This is a genomic window from Streptomyces sp. NPDC002698 (genome assembly GCF_042888945.1).
GTDB lineage: Bacteria > Actinomycetota > Actinomycetes > Streptomycetales > Streptomycetaceae > Streptomyces.
Map to the genome: position 1 here is coordinate 461,832 of NZ_JBIAQM010000003.1, position 16,427 is coordinate 478,258.

Here is a 16,427-nt window from a genome sequence, read left to right on the forward strand (position 1 = left end):
CCGAACCCCGCGCCGCCCCGCCCCGCCCCGCCGAGAGCCGCACCCTTCCGCCCGCCTGGAGACTCCGATGCGCGTTCAGCCCCCCGTCCGCCCCGAGCCGGGGACCCGCACCCTCGCCGCTCCCCCCTCGCTCGTCCCGCTGCTGGCCCGCGGCGCCCTGCTCTCCCCCTTCAAGCGGCCCCGCCCGGACGCCCCCGTCCCCGCCACCCGGTTCGTCCTCCCCGGCGTGCGGGCCGACCTCGCCCACCTCGCCGCGTACGAGCGGGTGTGCGGGTTCCCTACCGGCGCGGACGCCCTTCCGGTCACGTATCCGCATGTGCTCGCCTTTCCGCTGGCGATGCGGATCCTCGCGGGGCGCGCGTTCCCGCTTCCGCTGCTCGGGCTCGTGCACACCTCGATCGAGATCACCGGACGCCAGGAGTGCGCCGCGAGCGCGGAGTACGAGCTCGCGGTGCTGGTGGAGAAGCTGGCACCGCACCGCAGGGGCACGGAGGCGACGGTGCTGACCGAGGCGAGGGTGCACGGCGAGCTCGTATGGGAGTCGAGGAGCACCTACCTCGCCCGGCACAGTCCCCGGAACCCGGACAAGGCTCCCGCCCGGGCCCACAACCACCCCCGGAATCCGGACCTGGATCACGACCAAGGCCGGGACCCGGACCATGACCACGGCCGGAACCTGGACCCGGGCCACGACCACGACCGGGACCAGCCCCGGAATCCGGACCCGGACCACGGCCAAGGCCGGGACTCGGACCACGGCCGGAACCCGGGCCAGGACCACGGCCCGGGCACGGACCACGACCACAATCACGGCCGGGACCCGGCGCACCGCCAGGACCCCACCCCCCAGCGGGACTCCGAGCCGCTGCCCGCCCTCGCCGAGTGGCACCTCGCCCCGGACGTCGGCCGCCGCTACGGCGCCGTCTCCGGCGACCGCAACCCCATCCACCTGCATCCCCTCACCGCCCGCCTCTTCGGCTTCCCCCGTGCCGTGGCGCACGGCATGTGGACGGTCGCCCGCTGCCTCGCCGAGTACGGGCCGGGGCAGCCGGCCGAGGTCCGGGCCGAGTTCAGGGCGCCGGTACTGCTGCCCGGGGCGGTGACGTACGCCGCGCGGGGGACGTCGTTCGAGCTCCGCTCGGGCGGGCGGCTCCATCTGACCGGCCGGGTACGGCCACCGCGCGCGTGAGACGGAATGAACTTCGGGCGAACACCGCATGACGGAAGGCTCCCGCCACACGCTCCCGCCGCCGTCAACTCCCAGGTGGGACAGCTTTGCCGAGAAAGCCCTCACAGGGTTCACCCAGCGCGCCAAGGCGCCGTCAAGCAGTCCCTCATCCCCTCCTCAGACAGCGTTCCTAGCCTCGGTCCACCCCCGGCCGCCGCCAGGAAAGGCTCCCGAACCATGCCCCCCAGACGTATCGCCGTCATCGCCGACTCCGACACCCGCTGGAAGTGGGGCGCGTCCGTCGCCCGGCAGATCGCCCCCGGGCACGCCCTCGACGCGCTCTTCCTGCGCACCCGGGCCACCCCGACGGAGCGCCAGCTCACGGAGATCGGGATCGTGCCGGACACCCGGCGCGACGTCACGGTCGCCGAACTGGTCGACGACCGGGAGCTCGCCGCCGCCGACGTGCTCGTCCTGGCCACCGCGGGAGGAACGACACTCGCGCTCACCCACGGCCTGGGCATCGCGTGGCAGGGGCGGGAGCGGCGGCCGGTCACGGTCACGGGATATGTCGGGGTCGTGTACGAGAAGATGGTCGACGGGCTGATGGCCCGGGCCGGCACCGACCTCGTCCTCGCCAACAGCGGGTACGACGCCGACCGTTTCCGTGCCGCGTTCGCGAGCGTCGGCGTCGACCCCGGCTCGGTCGTGGAGTGCGCCCTGCCCTTCCTCGGCGGGGAGCCGTACGCGCCGTCCGCGGAACGGCCCTTCACGCTCACCTTCGCCGTCCAGCCGTCGGTGCCCAAGGGCCGGGCGTCCCGGCTCCAGTTGCTGGAGCGGGCGGCGGCCCACGCGCGACGGCACCCCGACCGGCTGGTGCTGATGAAGCTGCGCAGTCTGCCGGGCGAGCACACCACGCACGTCGAGGCCGATCCGTACCAGCTCCTCGTCGAGAGGATGGCCGAGCCGGCCCCGGCCAACCTGCGTCTCGTCTACGGCAACATGGGCGAGGTCCTGGACCGCACCGACCTGTTGGTGACGGTCAGCTCCACGGCCGCCCTGGAGTCGATGCACCGCGGCATCCCGACCGCGATCCTCACCGACTTCGGGGTCCGCGAGGCCCACGGCAACCACTACTTCGTGCACTCGGGCTGCCTCGCCTCCTGGGACGACCTCGACGCCGGCGCGGCGCCCCGTGTCGACCCGGCCTGGGCGGCACGGCAGGGCGTCGGCAAGAGCGATCCGTACGCCGCCGCCCGCGCCCGGGTCACCGCGCTGGAATCGGCGGGGCGGCTGCCGGCGCTGCGGCCGTACTACTCGCCGCAGCGGGCGGGGGCGTATCTCGGCGGCATCCTGGAGCGCAACGGCCTCGACGACAAGGGCAGGCCGTCGGCGCTCGCGCCGGGCGGGAGCGACGCGGGCCCGCTGCGGACGGTGATCCGCCGGGCCGCGCGCGGCGGTGCCAAGTCGCTCTACCGCGTGGGCCGGGAGCGGGTCGCCCCCGCGCTGCGCCGCTGGGGCCAGAACTGACCCCGCCCGGAACGGACGGGTCCCGCCCTAGGGCCTGGGTGTCAGGCCTCCGCGGCGGTCTGGGACGGGATGCCCGTGACCGGCAGGGACCAGGGCCGGCCCTGCATGAGGGTGCCGAGTCCCGTCCAGGCGAAGTTCATCAGGGTGGCGGCGGCCTGCCGGGCCGAGACGCCGGGGGTGGCGTTGGCCCACGCGGCCATCGACTCGGCGGCGCCGACCAGCGCCTCCGCGAGCCCGGCGACCTCGCGTGCGGGCAGCGACGGGTCGCGATGTGCCTCGCGGGCGGCGACGACGATCAACTGCGTGACGAAGTGGACCAGTTCCTCGCGCATCGCGAAGACCTCGGCGGCGAAGGGCTCGCCGTGCGTACGGGCCTGGAGGTGCAGGACCGCCCAGCCGTCCGGGTTCTCGGCGGTGTGCGTGAAGAACGCCCTCAGCCCTTCCCAGAGCTGACGGTCGGCGGGCAGTTCGGGACGGACGCCGGCGCGGACCGCCACGGTCAGCGCCTTGGCCTCACGCCGGATGCACGCGGTGAACAGGTCTTCCTTCGAGTTCAGGTACAGGTACACCAACGGCTTGGACACGCCCGCCAGTTCGGCGATCTCGTCCATCGACGCGGCCCGGTACCCACGCTGCCCGAAGGTCCGTACAGCCGCGTCCAGCATCTGCTGTTCGCGTACCGCACGCGGCATCCGCTTGCTCTTCACAGCACCCATGCGCCCAGCCTACGAGGGACCGCGGGGCGGCCGGGCGCGCGGCGGTTTCAGGACGCCTGGTTCGCGGCGCCCCGGTCGGCCTCGTCCACGGCGACGTCCTCCTGGCTGCGGTTGCGGTCCAGGTTCGCCCGGGCGCGGTCCACGCGGGCGACGACCTCGGCCGAGGCACGGTCGCGCGCGCCGCGCAGGACGACGAAGCTGATCGGCGCGGAGATCACCAGGGCCAGCAGGACGACCCACATGTAGTTGGAGTCGCCGAGGCCGCGCGGGGCGACGCCCGAGTAGACGAGGCCCCAGACGACCACGAGGCAGCCCACGAAGATACCGAGGCGCATCAGTGTGTAGCGGAGCATCTCAATCCACTCTTCCGTTCCGAACGTTCCCAAAGAACCCTGTCCAGTGAAGCACGCCGGAACAGCGATCTTGCAGGGGGTCCTCGGTCACGGGGACGGGGCGTCCTCGGTCACGGAGCGGGAGGGCGGTCAGGCGCGGCGCGGCAGGGGCAGCAGCATCGTGATGTCGTCCCGCTCGTCGCCGGGTGCGACGCGGATCGCGCCCGGCACCCGTCCGACCTCCTTGTAGCCGCAGGAGGAGTAGAAGCGTTCGAGGCCCTCACCGCCCCGGCAGGTCAGCCGTATCGCCTCGATGCCGTCGAGACGGCCCGCGGCCTCCTCGGCGGCGACGAGCAGATCCCGGCCGTATCCCCTGCCCTGGTGCCGCGGGTGCACCATCACGGTGTACAGCCAGACCCAGTGCCGCATCAGCCGGTGGGTGTTGTGCGTGAGGAAGGCGGTCGCGGCGACGCCGCCCTCCTCGTCCCGGCCGACCAGCAGCCGGGTGCGGCCCTCCGCCATGGCGACGAAGTGCTTCACGAGTTCGGGGCGCACGTCGCCGGCGGCCACCGGCGGCACGAAGCCGACGGAGCCGCCCGCGTTCGAGACGTCCACCCAGAGGGCGACGACACCGTCCCTGAGCTCAGGGGTGACCGCCGGGTCCAGTTCGAAGACCAGCGCCACGTCAGACCCGCATGGCCTGCGGGGTCTCGCGGCGCGCCGCGTCCGGTCCGTCGTACTCGCGGATGATCTCGTAGCGCGTGTTGCGCTCCACCGGGCGGAAGCCCGCGTCCCGGATGAGGTCCAGCAGGTCCTCGCGGGTGAGCTTGTTCGGCGTGCCGTAGTTGTCCGCGTCGTGCGTGATCTTGTACTCGACGACCGAGCCGTCCATGTCGTCGGCGCCGTGCTGGAGCGCGAGCTGGGCGGTCTGGACTCCGTGCATGACCCAGAAGACCTTGACGTGCGGGACGTTGTCGAAGAGCAGCCGGGAGACGGCGAAGGTCTTCAGCGCCTCGGCGCCGGTCGCCATCTGGGTGCGCGCCTGGAGGCGGTTCCTGACCTTGCCGTCCTTCATGTCCACGAAGTCGTGCTGGTAGCGCAGCGGGATGAAGACCTGGAAGCCGCCGGTCTCGTCCTGGAGCTCACGCAGCCTGAGCACGTGGTCGACCCGGTGACGGGGTTCCTCGATGTGCCCGTAGAGCATCGTGCACGGGGTCTTGAGACCCTTCTCGTGCGCGAGGCGGTGGATGCGCGACCAGTCCTCCCAGTGGGTGCGGTGGTCGACGATGTGCTGCCGGACCTCCCAGTCGAAGATCTCCGCGCCGCCGCCGGTCAGCGACTCCAGGCCGGCCTCGATCAGTTCGTCGAGGATCTCCGAGGCCGACAGCCCGGAGATGGTCTCGAAGTGGTGGATCTCGGTGGCCGTGAACGCCTTCAGCGAGACGCTCGGCAGGGCCTTCTTCAGTTCGCTGAGCGAGCGCGGGTAGTACCGCCAGGGCAGGCTGGGGTGCAGGCCGTTGACGATGTGCAGCTCGGTGAGGTTCTCGCCCTCCATCGACTTGGCGAGGCGGACGGCCTCCTCGATGCGCATCGTGTACGCGTCCTTCTCGCCCGGCTTGCGCTGGAACGAGCAGTACGCGCAGGACGCGGTGCACACGTTCGTCATGTTGAGGTGACGGTTGACGTTGAAGTGGACGACGTCGCCGTTCTTCCGCGTGCGCACCTCGTGCGCGAGCCCGCCGAGCCAGGCCAGGTCGTCCGACTCGTACAGCGCGATGCCGTCCTCGCGGCTGAGCCGCTCACCGGCCCGGACCTTGTCCTCCAGCTCGCGCTTGAGCCCGACATCCATGCGATTACCTCTCCCTGTGACGAACGCTGCCAACCGTACTCCCCCGCCTTTCCGGCGAAGGGCCCCCACCAGGGGGTTCGCGCCTACTCCTCCTCGGGCAGTTCTCCGACCCGGTTCTCCCACTTCGTGGAGAGCACGATCGTCGTGCGGGTGCGGGAGACGCCCTTGGTCCCGGACAGCCGCCGGATGGTCTTCTCCAGTCCGTCGACGTCGCTGGAGCGCACCTTGAGCATGAACGAGTCGTCTCCCGCGATGAACCAGCAGTCCTCGATCTCGCTGAGGTCGCGCAGCCGCCGGGCCACGTCCTCGTGGTCGGCGGCGTCGGAGAGCGAGATGCCGATCAGGGCGGTGACGCCGAGACCGAGCGAGGCCGAGTCGACCGTCGCGCGGTACCCGGTGATGACGCCGGCCGCCTCCAGCCGGTTGATGCGGTCGGTGACACTGGGTCCCGACAGTCCGACGAGGCGCCCCAGCTCCGCGTAGGAGGCCCGGCCGTTCTCCCTCAGTGCCTGGATGAGCTGCCTGTCCACCGCGTCCATGCGATCGAAGCCTTCCGCTGAAAAGGTCGGAGAAGTCGTGAGAGTTCGGTCGTGAGAGTTCGAGAGGTCGTGAGAGGTCAGGTGGTGGCGTCCCGGGAGCCGCTCCCGAGTTCGCCCTTCCACCGGCGGTACAGGCCGTGTTCGACGCCCGCCGCGTCGAGGGCCCGTCCGGCGACGAAGTCCACCAGGTCCTGGATGTGCGTGGCTCCCGCGTAGAACGCCGGCGAGGCGGGCAGCACGGTGGCGCCCGCGTCGTCCAGGGAGACCAGGTGACGCAGTGTCTGCCCGTTCAGCGGGGTCTCCCGCACGGCGACGACCAGCTTGCGCCCCTCCTTGAGGGTGACACTCGCGGCCCGTTGCAGCAGATCCTTGGAGAGGCCGAGGGCGACTCCGGCCACACAGGCGGTGGACGCGGGCACGATCAGCATGCCCTTGGCCGGATACGAACCCGACGAGGGGCCCGCCGCCAGGTCGCCGGCGCTCCAGTGCCGTACGCCGTCGAGATGTTCCCCGGGGACGTCGAAGGTGCCGGGCTTGCCGTCGGCGCCCCGTTCCAGCCACGCGCGCAGATCGTCCCGCCAGTGGGCGTCGCGGAACGGGAGGCCGGTCTCGTCGAGCAGCGTGAGCCGTGAGGCCCTGCTGACGACCAGGTCGACGCTCTCCCCCGCTTCCAGCAGCGAACGCAGCACCGCGGCCGCGTACGGCGTACCGGACGCGCCGGAGACCCCCACGATCCAAGGCCGGCGCTGCGTCTGTCCTGGCTTCATGGTGTCGAGCCTATCCGGCCACCGGCCATGGTCAGACCGTCAGCCCGCGCACCAGCAGGTCGAGCAGGGCACACACGAACAGGGCGATCCCGATGAAGCCGTTGACCTGGAAGAACGCCCGGTTCAGCCGGCTCAGGTCGTGCGGCTTCACGATGGAGTGCTCGTAGAGGAAGGCACCCGCGACGATCACCAGACCCAGCCAGAAGAAGGCGCCGGCGCCGGTGGCCGCTCCGTACCAGACGAACAGCGCCGTCGTCACCGCGTGGCAGCCGCGCGCGCCCTGGATGGCGGCCGGGATGCCGAAGCGCGCCGGGACCGACATCACGCCGATCTCCCGGTCGGTCTCGACGTCCTGGCAGGCGTAGATCAGGTCGAAGCCGCCGATCCAGACGCCGACCGCGAGGCCGAGGACGACCGCGTCCCAGGACCAGGTGCCGGTGACGGCGATCCAGGCGCCGACCGGGCCCATGGCCTGGGCGAGACCCAGGATGGCCTGCGGGAAGTTCGTGAACCGCTTGCCGTACGGGTAGACGACCATGGGGATGACCGCGATGGGCGCCAGCGCGAGGCACAGCGGGTTGAGCAGGGCCGCGGCGCCGAGGAAGACGACCAGGGCGACCAGCGCGCCCGTCCAGGCGTGCTTCACGCTCATCGCGCCGGTGACCAGTTCGCGATGGGCCGTACGGGGGTTGCGGGCGTCGATCTCGCGGTCGATGATCCGGTTCGCCGCCATGGCGAAGGTGCGCAGGCCCACCATCGCGACGGTGACCAGGAGCAGCTTCGCCCAGTGGATGTTCTTGTCGACCTCGAACATCGCGGTGAGCGCCGCGATGTACGCGAAGGGCAGCGCGAACACCGAGTGCTCGATCATGACGAGGCGCAGGAACGCCTTGGTGCGGCCCGGCTGCGGAAGCGCCGCGGAAGCTGAACTCACAGCCCGTACTCCTTCCAACGGCGGTCGACCTTCGCCGCCGTCCGCGGGTCGGACAGCACCATCTCGGGCCAGCCGCCGTCCCGGGTGTAGCCCTCCTCGGGCCACTTCTTCGTCGCGTCGATGCCCGCCTTGCCGCCCCAGAACTGCTGGTAGGAGGCGTGGTCGAGGTGGTCGACCGGGCCTTCGACGACGGTGAGGTCACGCGCGTAGTCCGTGTTGCCGAGCGCGCGCCAGGCCACCTCGTGCAGATCGTGGACGTCGCAGTCCGCGTCGACGACCACGATGAGCTTCGTCAGGGACATCATGTGGGCGCCCCAGACGGCGTGCATCACCTTCTGGGCGTGCTTGGGGTACTTCTTGTCGATCGAGACGATCGCGCAGTTGTGGAAACCGCCCGCCTCCGGCAGGTGGTAGTCCACGATGTCCGGCACGATGATCTTCAGCAGGGGGAGGAAGAACCGCTCCGTCGCCCGGCCGAGGGGCCCGTCCTCCGTGGGGGGCCGCCCCACCACGATGGACTGGAGCAGCGGCCGCCTGCGCATCGTCACGCAGTCGATGGTCAGCGCCGGGAACGGCTCCTGCGGGGTGTAGAACCCGGTGTGGTCGCCGAACGGCCCCTCGGGCAGCGTCTCGCCCGGCTCCAGCCAGCCCTCCAGGACGACCTCGGCGTTCGCGGGCACCTGGAGCGGAACGGTCTTGCAGTCGACCATCTCGATCCGCTTGCCCTGGATGAACCCGGCGAAGAGGTACTCGTCGATGTCACCGGGCAGCGGGGCGGTGGAGGCGTACGTCACGGCGGGCGGGCAGCCGAAGGCGATCGCCACGGGCAGCCGCTCGCCCCGGCGGGCCGCGACCTGGTAGTGGTTCCGGCTGTCCTTGTGGATCTGCCAGTGCATGCCGATGGTGCGCTTGTCGTGGCGCTGGAGGCGGTACAGACCGAGGTTGCGGATGCCGGACTCGGGGTCCTTGGTGTGGGTGAGGCCCAGGTTGAAGAAGGAGCCGCCGTCGTCGGGCCAGGTGAACAGGGCGGGCAGGGCGTCGAGGTCGACGTCCTCGCCGCGCAGCACCACTTCCTGCACCGGCGCGTCCTTGACCTTCTTCGGCGGAACGTGCGCCATCGCGCCGAGCTTCCCGAAGGCCTCGCGCACTCCCACGAAGCCGTGCGGCAGCTCCGGCCGGAGCAGTCCGCCGATCTTCTCGGAGATCTCGGCGTACGACTTCAGGCCGAGGGCCTTCAGCAGTCGCCGGTCGGTGCCGAAGACGTTCATCGCGAGCGGCATCGCCGACCCGCGCACGTTCTCGAAGAGCAGCGCGGGGCCGCCCGCCTTCTGCACCCGGTCGACGATCTCCCCGACCTCCAGGTACGGATCCACCTCGGCCTTGATGCGCTTGAGGTCTCCCTCGCGCTCCAGCGCCCTCAGCAGGGAGCGAAGATCGTCGTAAGCCATGTGTCCAAGTATCGGCCACCCGCTACCCTGTGCCCGTCACCGGGGGGCCCGTGCCGCCCCGCCGTCGCTCACTGGGGGATCGTTCGGCCATGCTCAGGTATCTGCCCTTCCTGCTGGTCCTGGCGCTGTGGATCTATGCCTTCATCGACTGTCTGAACACGCCGGAGGAGGAGGTCAGAGGCCTGCCCAAGGTCGTCTGGGTCATCATCATCCTGCTCTTCGGCGAGGTGCTGGTCGGTCCGGTCGCCTGGCTGGTCGCGGGCCGCAACCGCCGGGGTCCGGCAGACGGCTCCACGCCCTCCGAGTGGCACCGCAACCACCGCACGCAGTTCGTCGCGCCCGACGACAACCCCGAGTTCCTCAACTCGCTCAAGGCCGAGAACCGCAAGGACGAGTCCCTCCTGAAGGACTGGGAGGCCGACCTGCGGCGCCGCGAGGAGGAGCTGAAGCGGCGCGAGGAGCAGACCAGGTCCGACGAAGAGTCCTGAGATGGAGCTGCGCCTGCTGGTGACCTTCGAGAAGGTCGCGACCGTCCTGAGCTTCACCCGGGCGGCGGCCGAGCTGGCGTACGCGCAGTCCAGCGTGACCGGCCAGATCCGCGCCCTGGAGTCCTCGCTCGGCACGGAGCTCTTCGACCGGCTGGGCAGCAGGATCCGGCTGACCGAGGCGGGTGAGCGGCTGCTGCCCTACGCCCGGCAGATCATCGAGCTGACGGAGGAGGCGCGGGTCGCGGTCGTCGGCGCCGAGGAGCCCTCCGGGGCGCTCACCGTCGGCACGATGGAGTCCCTCACCTCGTACCGGCTGCTGCCGCTCCTGGAGTTCTTCCATCACCGCCATCCCCGGGTGCGGCTGTCGCTGCGCACGACCATCGGTGACGAGACCCGACAGGCCCTGCGCCAGGGCACGTACGACGTCGGCTTCCTGATGGAGGAGGACACCGAGCACGCGGGTCTGGAGGTCGCGGTGCTCGCGGAGGAACCCCTCGCGCTGGTCGCCGCCCCCGGCGATCCGCTCGCCGGCACGGCACCGGCCACCGCCGACCTCACCGGCCGCTCCCTGCTCGCCACCGAACCCGGCTGCGCCTACCGGGACTTGTTCGAGCGGGAGCTCAACTCCCTCACCCCGGAAGCTTCTCCCGTCGACTTCACGGAGTTCGGCACGATCGAGGCGACCAAACGGGCCGCGGCGGCCGGCCTCGGGATCGCACTGCTTCCCGAGGTGACGGTCGCCGCGGAACTGGAGCGGGGCACGCTCGTACGGCTGGACTGGGAGCCGCCGTTCACGCTTCGGACGCAGCTGGCGTGGCGGGCCGGGAAGCGGCTTCCGGCGCATGCGCGGCTGTTCGTGGAGCGGGCACGGCAACTGGTGTCCGAGGAGTCCGGCCGGCCCGGGTGATCCGGCCCGCCAGGGAGATCCCGCCGGTCCCGGCGGTCCCGGCGGTCCCGGCGGTCCCGGCGAGCGTGACCTTCAGGCTGGCCGTCACGATCAGCGGGACGCCGAGGGCCTGGACGAGCCCGATGTGGTGGCCGTACACCGCCCAGTCCATGACCATCGCGACGGCCGGGTAGGTGAAGGCGAGCACGGCGATCTTCGCGGTCGGGAGCTTGGCGTACGCGGCGTACATCAGGACGTACATCAGCCCGGTGTGGACGACTCCGAGCCCGACCAGCCAGCCCCAGTCCGCCCCGGTCCCGCGCATCGCGCCGAAGTCGGCGAAGGGGAGCAGCAGCGGGATGCCGACGAGGACCTGGACGAGCGCGATGAGGTGCGGGCGGACGCCGGTGACGCGCTTGGTGACCAGGGTGGACAGTCCGTAGAGGAGCGCGGCGAGGAGTGCCTGTCCCAGGCCGGTGAGGTACGAGCCGCCGTTCGCGAAGTCGGCCGGGGAGACGCCCGAGACGAGGACGAGACCGGCGAAGGCGAGGGCGATCCAGCCGACCTTGGCCGCCGTGAGCCGCTCACGGAAGAGCAGGGCGCCGAGCAGCACCACGTAGAACGGCTGCGTGTGGTAGACGACGGTCGCGACGGAGATCGAGGTGTTCTCGTACGACTGGAAGAGCAGGACCCAGTTGAAGACGATGAACATCCCGCCGAGCGCGGCGAGTCCGAGCGTGCGCGGGGTGAAGCCGTGGCCCCGGAAGTAGCCCCGGGCCAGCGCGTAGCCGCCGAGGGCGAGCGCCCCGAACAGGACGCGGAAGAAGACGACGTCGAAGGGCGGGGCCCCGGACTCGACGACGAAGACGCCGAGGGTCCCGGAGAGCATCATGGCGGCGGTGAGCTGGGCGACGCCCTTGTTCTCGACCGCGGTGGCTGAGGTCATGTGCCGAAGGTAGGAGCGGGACCCGCCGCCGGGCCACGGCCCACCGGGGCGTCCTGCCGATGCCCCCATCGGCACCGCCGATGGGTACGGGCGGGAGGCGTCAGACTCCGGCCTGGAGGCGGAGGCCCGCCAGGGTCAGGTCCAGCGCGGCGAGGAACTGCACCTTGTCGTCGTGCCCGTCGAACTCCTCGACGATCTCGTGCACGAACGGGAACTCCTTCGCGTCGAGCGCACGCCAGGTCCCGGTGTAGCGGCCGAGGAACTCGTCGCGGTCCATGACGCCGTCGAGCACCTCCTGGGGCGGCTCCTGCCCCATCTCGGCGGCGTTGCCGACGACGACGCCCACGATCGCCGACACGGCGTGGAACCGCTGCAACGGCGTGAGGTCGAGTCGGAGCGTCTGCTGCCCCAGCTTCTCGAAAAGCCGCAACGAGTTGCCCTGGACGTCGGTGCGGCGCATGAAGTGCGCGCCCAGCCACGGCCGGTCCACGACCGCGTCGAACAGCGTGACGGCCATCACGCGCAGGTCGTCGATCGGGTCGCCGCCGGCGGTCTGCCCCTCGACGGCGGTCAGCACCCCGCCGAGCACGTGGTCGATGGCCCGGTCGAGCAGGTCGTCCTTGCCCGAGACGTACCAGTAGATGCTGCCGACGCCGGTGCCGAGCCGGGTCGCGAGGGCGCGCAGCGTCAGCGCCTGCTCGCCCGCCTCGTCGAGCAGGGCCACGGCCGCGCCGAGAACGGCCTCGATGGAGTGCGAGGCCCGCTGACGTCCTCGGGAAGGGCGATCGGCGGGTCGTGGTCGCGGGCCTGTCATGACGTCCATCCAATCACAGCTTGCGTCATCATCGAACCTCGTTCTATTCTCGAACACCGTTCCATTGTCGAACGTCGTTCCATAGCCGACGGCGTTCCGAGAGGAGGCCCGCCATGACCACGACCGCCCTAGCGCCCGCCGCGTCGCGCACCTATCCGTCCCTGCGCGCGGCGTGGATTCCCCTGGCCGCGCTCTGCCTGGCCTTCTTCGTCGAGATGGTCGACAACACCCTGCTCTCGATCGCGCTGCCCACGATCGGCCGGGACCTCGACAGCAGCACGACCGCGCTGCAGTGGGTCACCGGCGGGTACTCGCTGACGTTCGGCGGCCTGCTGCTGACGGCGGGATCGATGGCCGACCGGCTCGGGCGCCGGCGTGTGCTGCTGGCCGGCCTGGCGGTGTTCGGCCTGCTGAGCCTGGCCGTCGTCGCGGTCACCACCGCGGGGCAGCTCATCACCTTGCGGGCCGGCCTCGGCGTCGCCGCGGCGGCGATGGCCCCCATCACCAACTCGCTGGTCTTCCGGCTGTTCGACGACAAGGCGCTGCGCATGCGCGCGATGACCTTGATGATCGTCGTCGGCATGTCCGGCTTCGTCCTCGGCCCGCTGCTGGGCGGCACCGCCCTGGCCCACTTCCAGTGGCAGTGGCTCCTGGTCGTCAACGCCCCGATCGCGTTGATCGCGGCCATCGGCGTCCGCCTCGGCGTCCCGGCCGACCGGCCGCAGGACCTGACCCACGACAAGCTCGATCTGCCGGGCGCGGGCCTGAGCGTCACCGCCATCGGCCTCGCCTGCTACTCGCTGACCAGCGGCGTCGAGCACGGCTGGCTCTCCACGGCCACCCTCGCGTCGGTCCTCGGCGCCGTCGTCGCGGGGATCGCGTTCGTGTGGCACGAGCGCCGCAGCGCGTCCCCGATGCTGGACCTCCGCCTCTTCTCCGACGGCACCGTCCGCGGCGCCGCCATCGCGCAGATCGGCACGGCCATCGCGATGGCCGCCGTGATGTTCGGGCTGATCCTCCACTTCCAGTACGTCTACGGGTGGAGCCCCGTACGGGCCGGCCTGGCGAACCTGCCGATGATCGTGACCATGGTCGTCGCGACCCCCCTGTCCGAGTGGCTCGCGGGAAGGTTCGGCCACCGCGTCGCCTGCCTGGTCGGCGCGGCCTGCCTGGCCGGCTCACTCGCGGGGCTGTCCTGGGGCGTCGACCGCGGCTACGGCGCGATCGCGGTCTGCATGGTCGTGATGACCGTCGGACTGCGCACCGTCATGACGATCTGCGCCATCGCGCTCGTCGACGCGATGCCGGGCAACCGCACGTCGATCGGCACGGCGCTCAACGACACCGCCCAGGAGGTCGGGAGCAGCATCGGCACCGCCGTGGTCGGCACCCTCATCGCCGCGCTGGTCACCACCCATCTGCCCGCGGGCACCTGGAGCGACTCCCTGGTGGCGTCGTTCTTCCACGGCGAGCGGATCACCTACGCCGTGCTGGCGGTCGTCGTCGGCCTGATCGCGGCCGGCGGCGCACTCACGCTCACCGACTCCCACGTCACCGAGGAGCCCGCCTGAGACGTCCGAGCCGGGGTTGCCGGGTGCCTCCGCGGCACGGGCGAGCCGCTGCCGCGGGTGGCGGATTCCGGCCGGTGGCGGCCGTGAGTGTCCGGGCTCCGGTCTACCCTTCGCCGCCATGACCACTCGCCTGCACGCCACCCGCACCTCCTACGACACCGTCGCCGCCGACTACGCCGAGCTGCTCAAGGACGAGTTGGGCAGACCGCTGGACATGGCGATGCTGGCGGCGTTCGCGGAACGGGTGCGGGCCGGCGGGGGCGGGGCCGTGGCGGACCTCGGGTGCGGGCCGGGCCGCGTGACCGCCCATCTGGAGAAGCTCGGGCTCGACGCGTTCGGGATCGACCTGTCGCCCGGGATGGTGGCGGTGGCCCGCCGGACCCATCCTCGTCTGCGGTTCGAGGTGGGCACGATGACCGGACTCGGCCTCGGGGACGGCACGCTCGCCGGAGCACTCGTCTGGTACTCCACCGTGCACACGCCGGTCGACGAACTGCCGGTGATGTTCGCCGAGTTCCACCGCGTCCTGGCCCCCGGCGGCCATCTGCTCATCGCGTTCAAGGCCGGCGACGGACAGGTGCGGCTGGAGCACGCCTACGGCCACGACGTGGACCTCGACGTCCACCGCTTCCCGCCCGAGCGGGTGGCCGTACTCCTGCGGAACGCGGGCCTGTCCGAGGTCGCCCGCCTCGTCCGCGAGGCCGAGCCCCCGGAGAAGACCCCGCAGGCCTTCGTCCTGGCCCGCAGGACCGGAGATCCGCTGTCGGCCGCGACGGTTCTCTGAGTGCCCCGACGCGCCCTCGTGTTCCGGCGACGCGGGAGGGGGGCCCGGGGGACAGTGGAGTCATGGAGCGCATCGATCAGGTACGGGCCCGCGCGTGGCTCGCGACCGCCCTGGCGGAGGCACGCGCCGGGCTCGCCGAGGGCGGTATCCCCATCGGGGCCGCGCTGTACGGCGCGGACGGCACCCTGCTCGGCCGCGGCCACAACCGCCGCGTCCAGGACGGCGACCCTTCGGCGCACGGCGAGACGGCCGCGTTCCGCGACGCGGGACGGCAGCGGACGTATCGCGGCACGACCATGGTGACCACCCTGTCGCCGTGCTGGTACTGCAGCGGGCTGGTCCGGCAGTTCGGGATCTCCCGGGTGGTCGTCGGCGAGGCGGCCACCTTCCACGGCGGCCACGACTGGCTCGCCGAGCACGGCGTGCAGATCGTGCTGCTCGACGATCCCGAGTGCACCGCGCTGATGCGCGACTTCATCGAGAAGAACCCGGCCCTGTGGAACGAGGACATCGGTGAATGACCCGGCGAACACCCAGGCGAACAGCCCGGCGGATCCCCCGGGGACGGCGAAGGCCGGTACCGCCGACCCCGCACGCTCCCCGGCTCCCGGCATCCCCACCATCGATCTGCGGCCCTGGTTCTCCGGGGACCCCGCCGCCCGTGCCGTGCTCGCCCGCACCGTCGACGACGCCCTGCGAACCGCCGGGTTCCTGCTCGTCACCGGCCACGGCGTGGACCCGGAGCTGCGCCGCGGCCTGCGGGAAGCCGCCCGCGCCTTCTTCGCGCTGCCCGCCGGGACCAAGCAGCCGTACGCCGCCCGGGTCGGCGGGCGCGGCTGGCTCGGGCCCGGCGCCGAGGCCAACGGCTACGCGGAGGGCACGATGACCCCGCCGGACCTCAAGGAGTCGCTGACGTTCGCGACGCACGAGCCGTTCGAGGACCCGGAGACCAACGCCCAGTGGTACGCGCCGAACGTCTGGCCCGCCGAGGCCCCTTCGCTGCGGGCGCTCTGCGAGGAGTACCTGGCCGGGATGGCCCGGCTGGAGAACGAACTCCTGGAGCTGCTCGGCGAGGCGCTCGGCCTCGGACCGGACTTCTTCACCCGGCACATGGACCATCCGACGTACGGCTTCAACATCAACTGGTACCCGGGGACGGAGGTCGTCGGCGAGCCCGAGCCGGGCCAGTTCCGCATCGGGCCCCACACCGACTTCGGCACCGTCACCATCCTCGACCGGCAGGCCGGAAAGGGCGGCCTCCAGGTGTTCACGGACGCGGACGGCTGGCAGGACGCTCCGTTCGACCCGGCGGCACTGACGGTCAACATCGGTGATCTCATGGCCCGTTGGACCGGCGACCGCTGGCGCTCGGGACGGCACCGGGTACTGCCGCCGCCGACCGACGCGCCCGCCGAGGAGCTGATCTCGCTCGTGTACTTCGGCGAGTGCACCCCGGGAACGCTGGTCGAGTCGGTACCCGCCCCGGTCGGCCGCGTCGCGTACGAACCGGTGGATTCCCACACATACCTGCGCCGGAAACTCGATTCGATCACTGTCGGTTGAACGGTTGAATGCTTTCGTAACTGAACGGACACCGGATGGCCTATCCCGAACCAACCCCCCCTTCTTAAACTGTTGTTGATACACCTCACAGC

18 protein-coding genes are annotated in these 16,427 nt (G+C 71.4%); 8 read left to right on the top strand and 10 right to left on the bottom strand.

The window, feature by feature from the left end:
* Positions 1-67: 67 nt before the first annotated feature.
* On the top strand, positions 68-1,189 hold the full coding sequence (locus tag ACFYW9_RS06870; RefSeq protein ID WP_389145663.1) for a MaoC family dehydratase: 1,122 nt from the start codon (positions 68-70) through the stop codon (positions 1,187-1,189).
* Between the two features lie 216 nt (positions 1,190-1,405).
* Positions 1,406-2,698: a DUF6716 putative glycosyltransferase gene (locus ACFYW9_RS06875; RefSeq protein WP_389145666.1), complete on the top strand. Its 1,293-nt coding sequence runs from the start codon at positions 1,406-1,408 to the stop codon at positions 2,696-2,698.
* A 41-nt stretch (positions 2,699-2,739) separates the two neighbouring features.
* On the opposite strand, the gene ACFYW9_RS06880 is transcribed toward ACFYW9_RS06875, so the two are convergent.
* From ACFYW9_RS06880 to ACFYW9_RS06915, 8 genes are all read right to left on the bottom strand, one after another.
* Positions 2,740-3,414 carry a TetR/AcrR family transcriptional regulator gene (locus ACFYW9_RS06880; RefSeq protein ID WP_389145669.1) on the bottom strand — a complete coding sequence of 225 codons (675 nt, stop codon included), beginning with the start codon at positions 3,412-3,414 and terminating at the stop codon, positions 2,740-2,742.
* A 47-nt stretch (positions 3,415-3,461) separates the two neighbouring features.
* Positions 3,462-3,767, bottom strand: coding sequence for a DUF4229 domain-containing protein (locus tag ACFYW9_RS06885; RefSeq protein ID WP_351863050.1), 306 nt, complete (start codon positions 3,765-3,767; stop codon positions 3,462-3,464).
* A 129-nt stretch (positions 3,768-3,896) separates the two neighbouring features.
* The gene (locus ACFYW9_RS06890; protein ID WP_389145673.1) at positions 3,897-4,430 is read right to left on the bottom strand and encodes a GNAT family N-acetyltransferase; all 534 of its coding nucleotides are present in this window, start codon (positions 4,428-4,430) and stop codon (positions 3,897-3,899) included.
* A 1-nt stretch (position 4,431) separates the two neighbouring features.
* Entirely contained in the window at positions 4,432-5,595 is a 1,164-nt protein-coding gene (gene mqnE / locus ACFYW9_RS06895; protein ID WP_389145677.1) for an aminofutalosine synthase MqnE, read from the bottom strand.
* A gap of 83 nt (positions 5,596-5,678) precedes the next feature.
* Positions 5,679-6,134, bottom strand: coding sequence for an Lrp/AsnC family transcriptional regulator (locus ACFYW9_RS06900; RefSeq protein WP_266761447.1), 456 nt, complete (start codon positions 6,132-6,134; stop codon positions 5,679-5,681).
* A 77-nt stretch (positions 6,135-6,211) separates the two neighbouring features.
* A complete protein-coding gene (locus ACFYW9_RS06905) occupies positions 6,212-6,901 on the bottom strand; it encodes a UbiX family flavin prenyltransferase (protein ID WP_351863047.1) in 690 nt (229 codons plus the stop codon).
* A 31-nt stretch (positions 6,902-6,932) separates the two neighbouring features.
* Positions 6,933-7,835 (bottom strand): menaquinone biosynthesis prenyltransferase MqnP, encoded by a 903-nt coding sequence (gene mqnP / locus ACFYW9_RS06910; RefSeq protein WP_389145682.1) that lies wholly within the window; start codon positions 7,833-7,835, stop codon positions 6,933-6,935.
* A complete protein-coding gene (locus ACFYW9_RS06915; RefSeq protein ID WP_351863045.1) occupies positions 7,832-9,283 on the bottom strand; it encodes a menaquinone biosynthesis decarboxylase in 1,452 nt (483 codons plus the stop codon). Before ACFYW9_RS06915 ends, mqnP begins: the two co-directional genes overlap by 4 nt.
* 89 nt (positions 9,284-9,372) lie before the next feature.
* Here ACFYW9_RS06915 and ACFYW9_RS06920 point away from each other — a divergent pair, with 89 nt between their 5' ends.
* A complete protein-coding gene (locus tag ACFYW9_RS06920) occupies positions 9,373-9,771 on the top strand; it encodes a PLD nuclease N-terminal domain-containing protein (protein WP_351863044.1) in 399 nt (132 codons plus the stop codon).
* Between the two features lies 1 nt (position 9,772).
* Positions 9,773-10,678, top strand: a complete 906-nt coding sequence (locus tag ACFYW9_RS06925; protein WP_389145687.1) for a LysR family transcriptional regulator — start codon at positions 9,773-9,775, stop codon at positions 10,676-10,678.
* On the opposite strand, the gene ACFYW9_RS06930 is transcribed toward ACFYW9_RS06925, so the two are convergent.
* A complete protein-coding gene (locus ACFYW9_RS06930; protein WP_389145690.1) occupies positions 10,563-11,603 on the bottom strand; it encodes a DMT family transporter in 1,041 nt (346 codons plus the stop codon). The two genes, ACFYW9_RS06925 and ACFYW9_RS06930, sit on opposite strands and share 116 nt — an antisense overlap.
* Before the next feature lie 100 nt (positions 11,604-11,703).
* Entirely contained in the window at positions 11,704-12,351 is a 648-nt protein-coding gene (locus ACFYW9_RS06935) for a TetR/AcrR family transcriptional regulator (RefSeq protein ID WP_389145801.1), read from the bottom strand.
* 179 nt (positions 12,352-12,530) lie between these two features.
* Between ACFYW9_RS06935 and ACFYW9_RS06940 the strand changes: the two genes are divergently transcribed.
* The 4 genes from ACFYW9_RS06940 (at position 12,531) to ACFYW9_RS06955 (ending at position 16,335) form a co-directional block, all read left to right on the top strand.
* A complete protein-coding gene (locus ACFYW9_RS06940) occupies positions 12,531-13,988 on the top strand; it encodes an MFS transporter (protein WP_389145693.1) in 1,458 nt (485 codons plus the stop codon).
* A 118-nt stretch (positions 13,989-14,106) separates the two neighbouring features.
* A complete protein-coding gene (locus ACFYW9_RS06945) occupies positions 14,107-14,772 on the top strand; it encodes a class I SAM-dependent DNA methyltransferase (protein WP_389145696.1) in 666 nt (221 codons plus the stop codon).
* Between the two features lie 62 nt (positions 14,773-14,834).
* Positions 14,835-15,293, top strand: coding sequence for a nucleoside deaminase (locus tag ACFYW9_RS06950; protein WP_351863039.1), 459 nt, complete (start codon positions 14,835-14,837; stop codon positions 15,291-15,293).
* Positions 15,294-15,384: 91 nt separating this feature from the next.
* Positions 15,385-16,335: an isopenicillin N synthase family dioxygenase gene (locus tag ACFYW9_RS06955; protein ID WP_389145804.1), complete on the top strand. Its 951-nt coding sequence runs from the start codon at positions 15,385-15,387 to the stop codon at positions 16,333-16,335.
* The last annotated feature ends 92 nt before the right edge of the window (positions 16,336-16,427 follow it).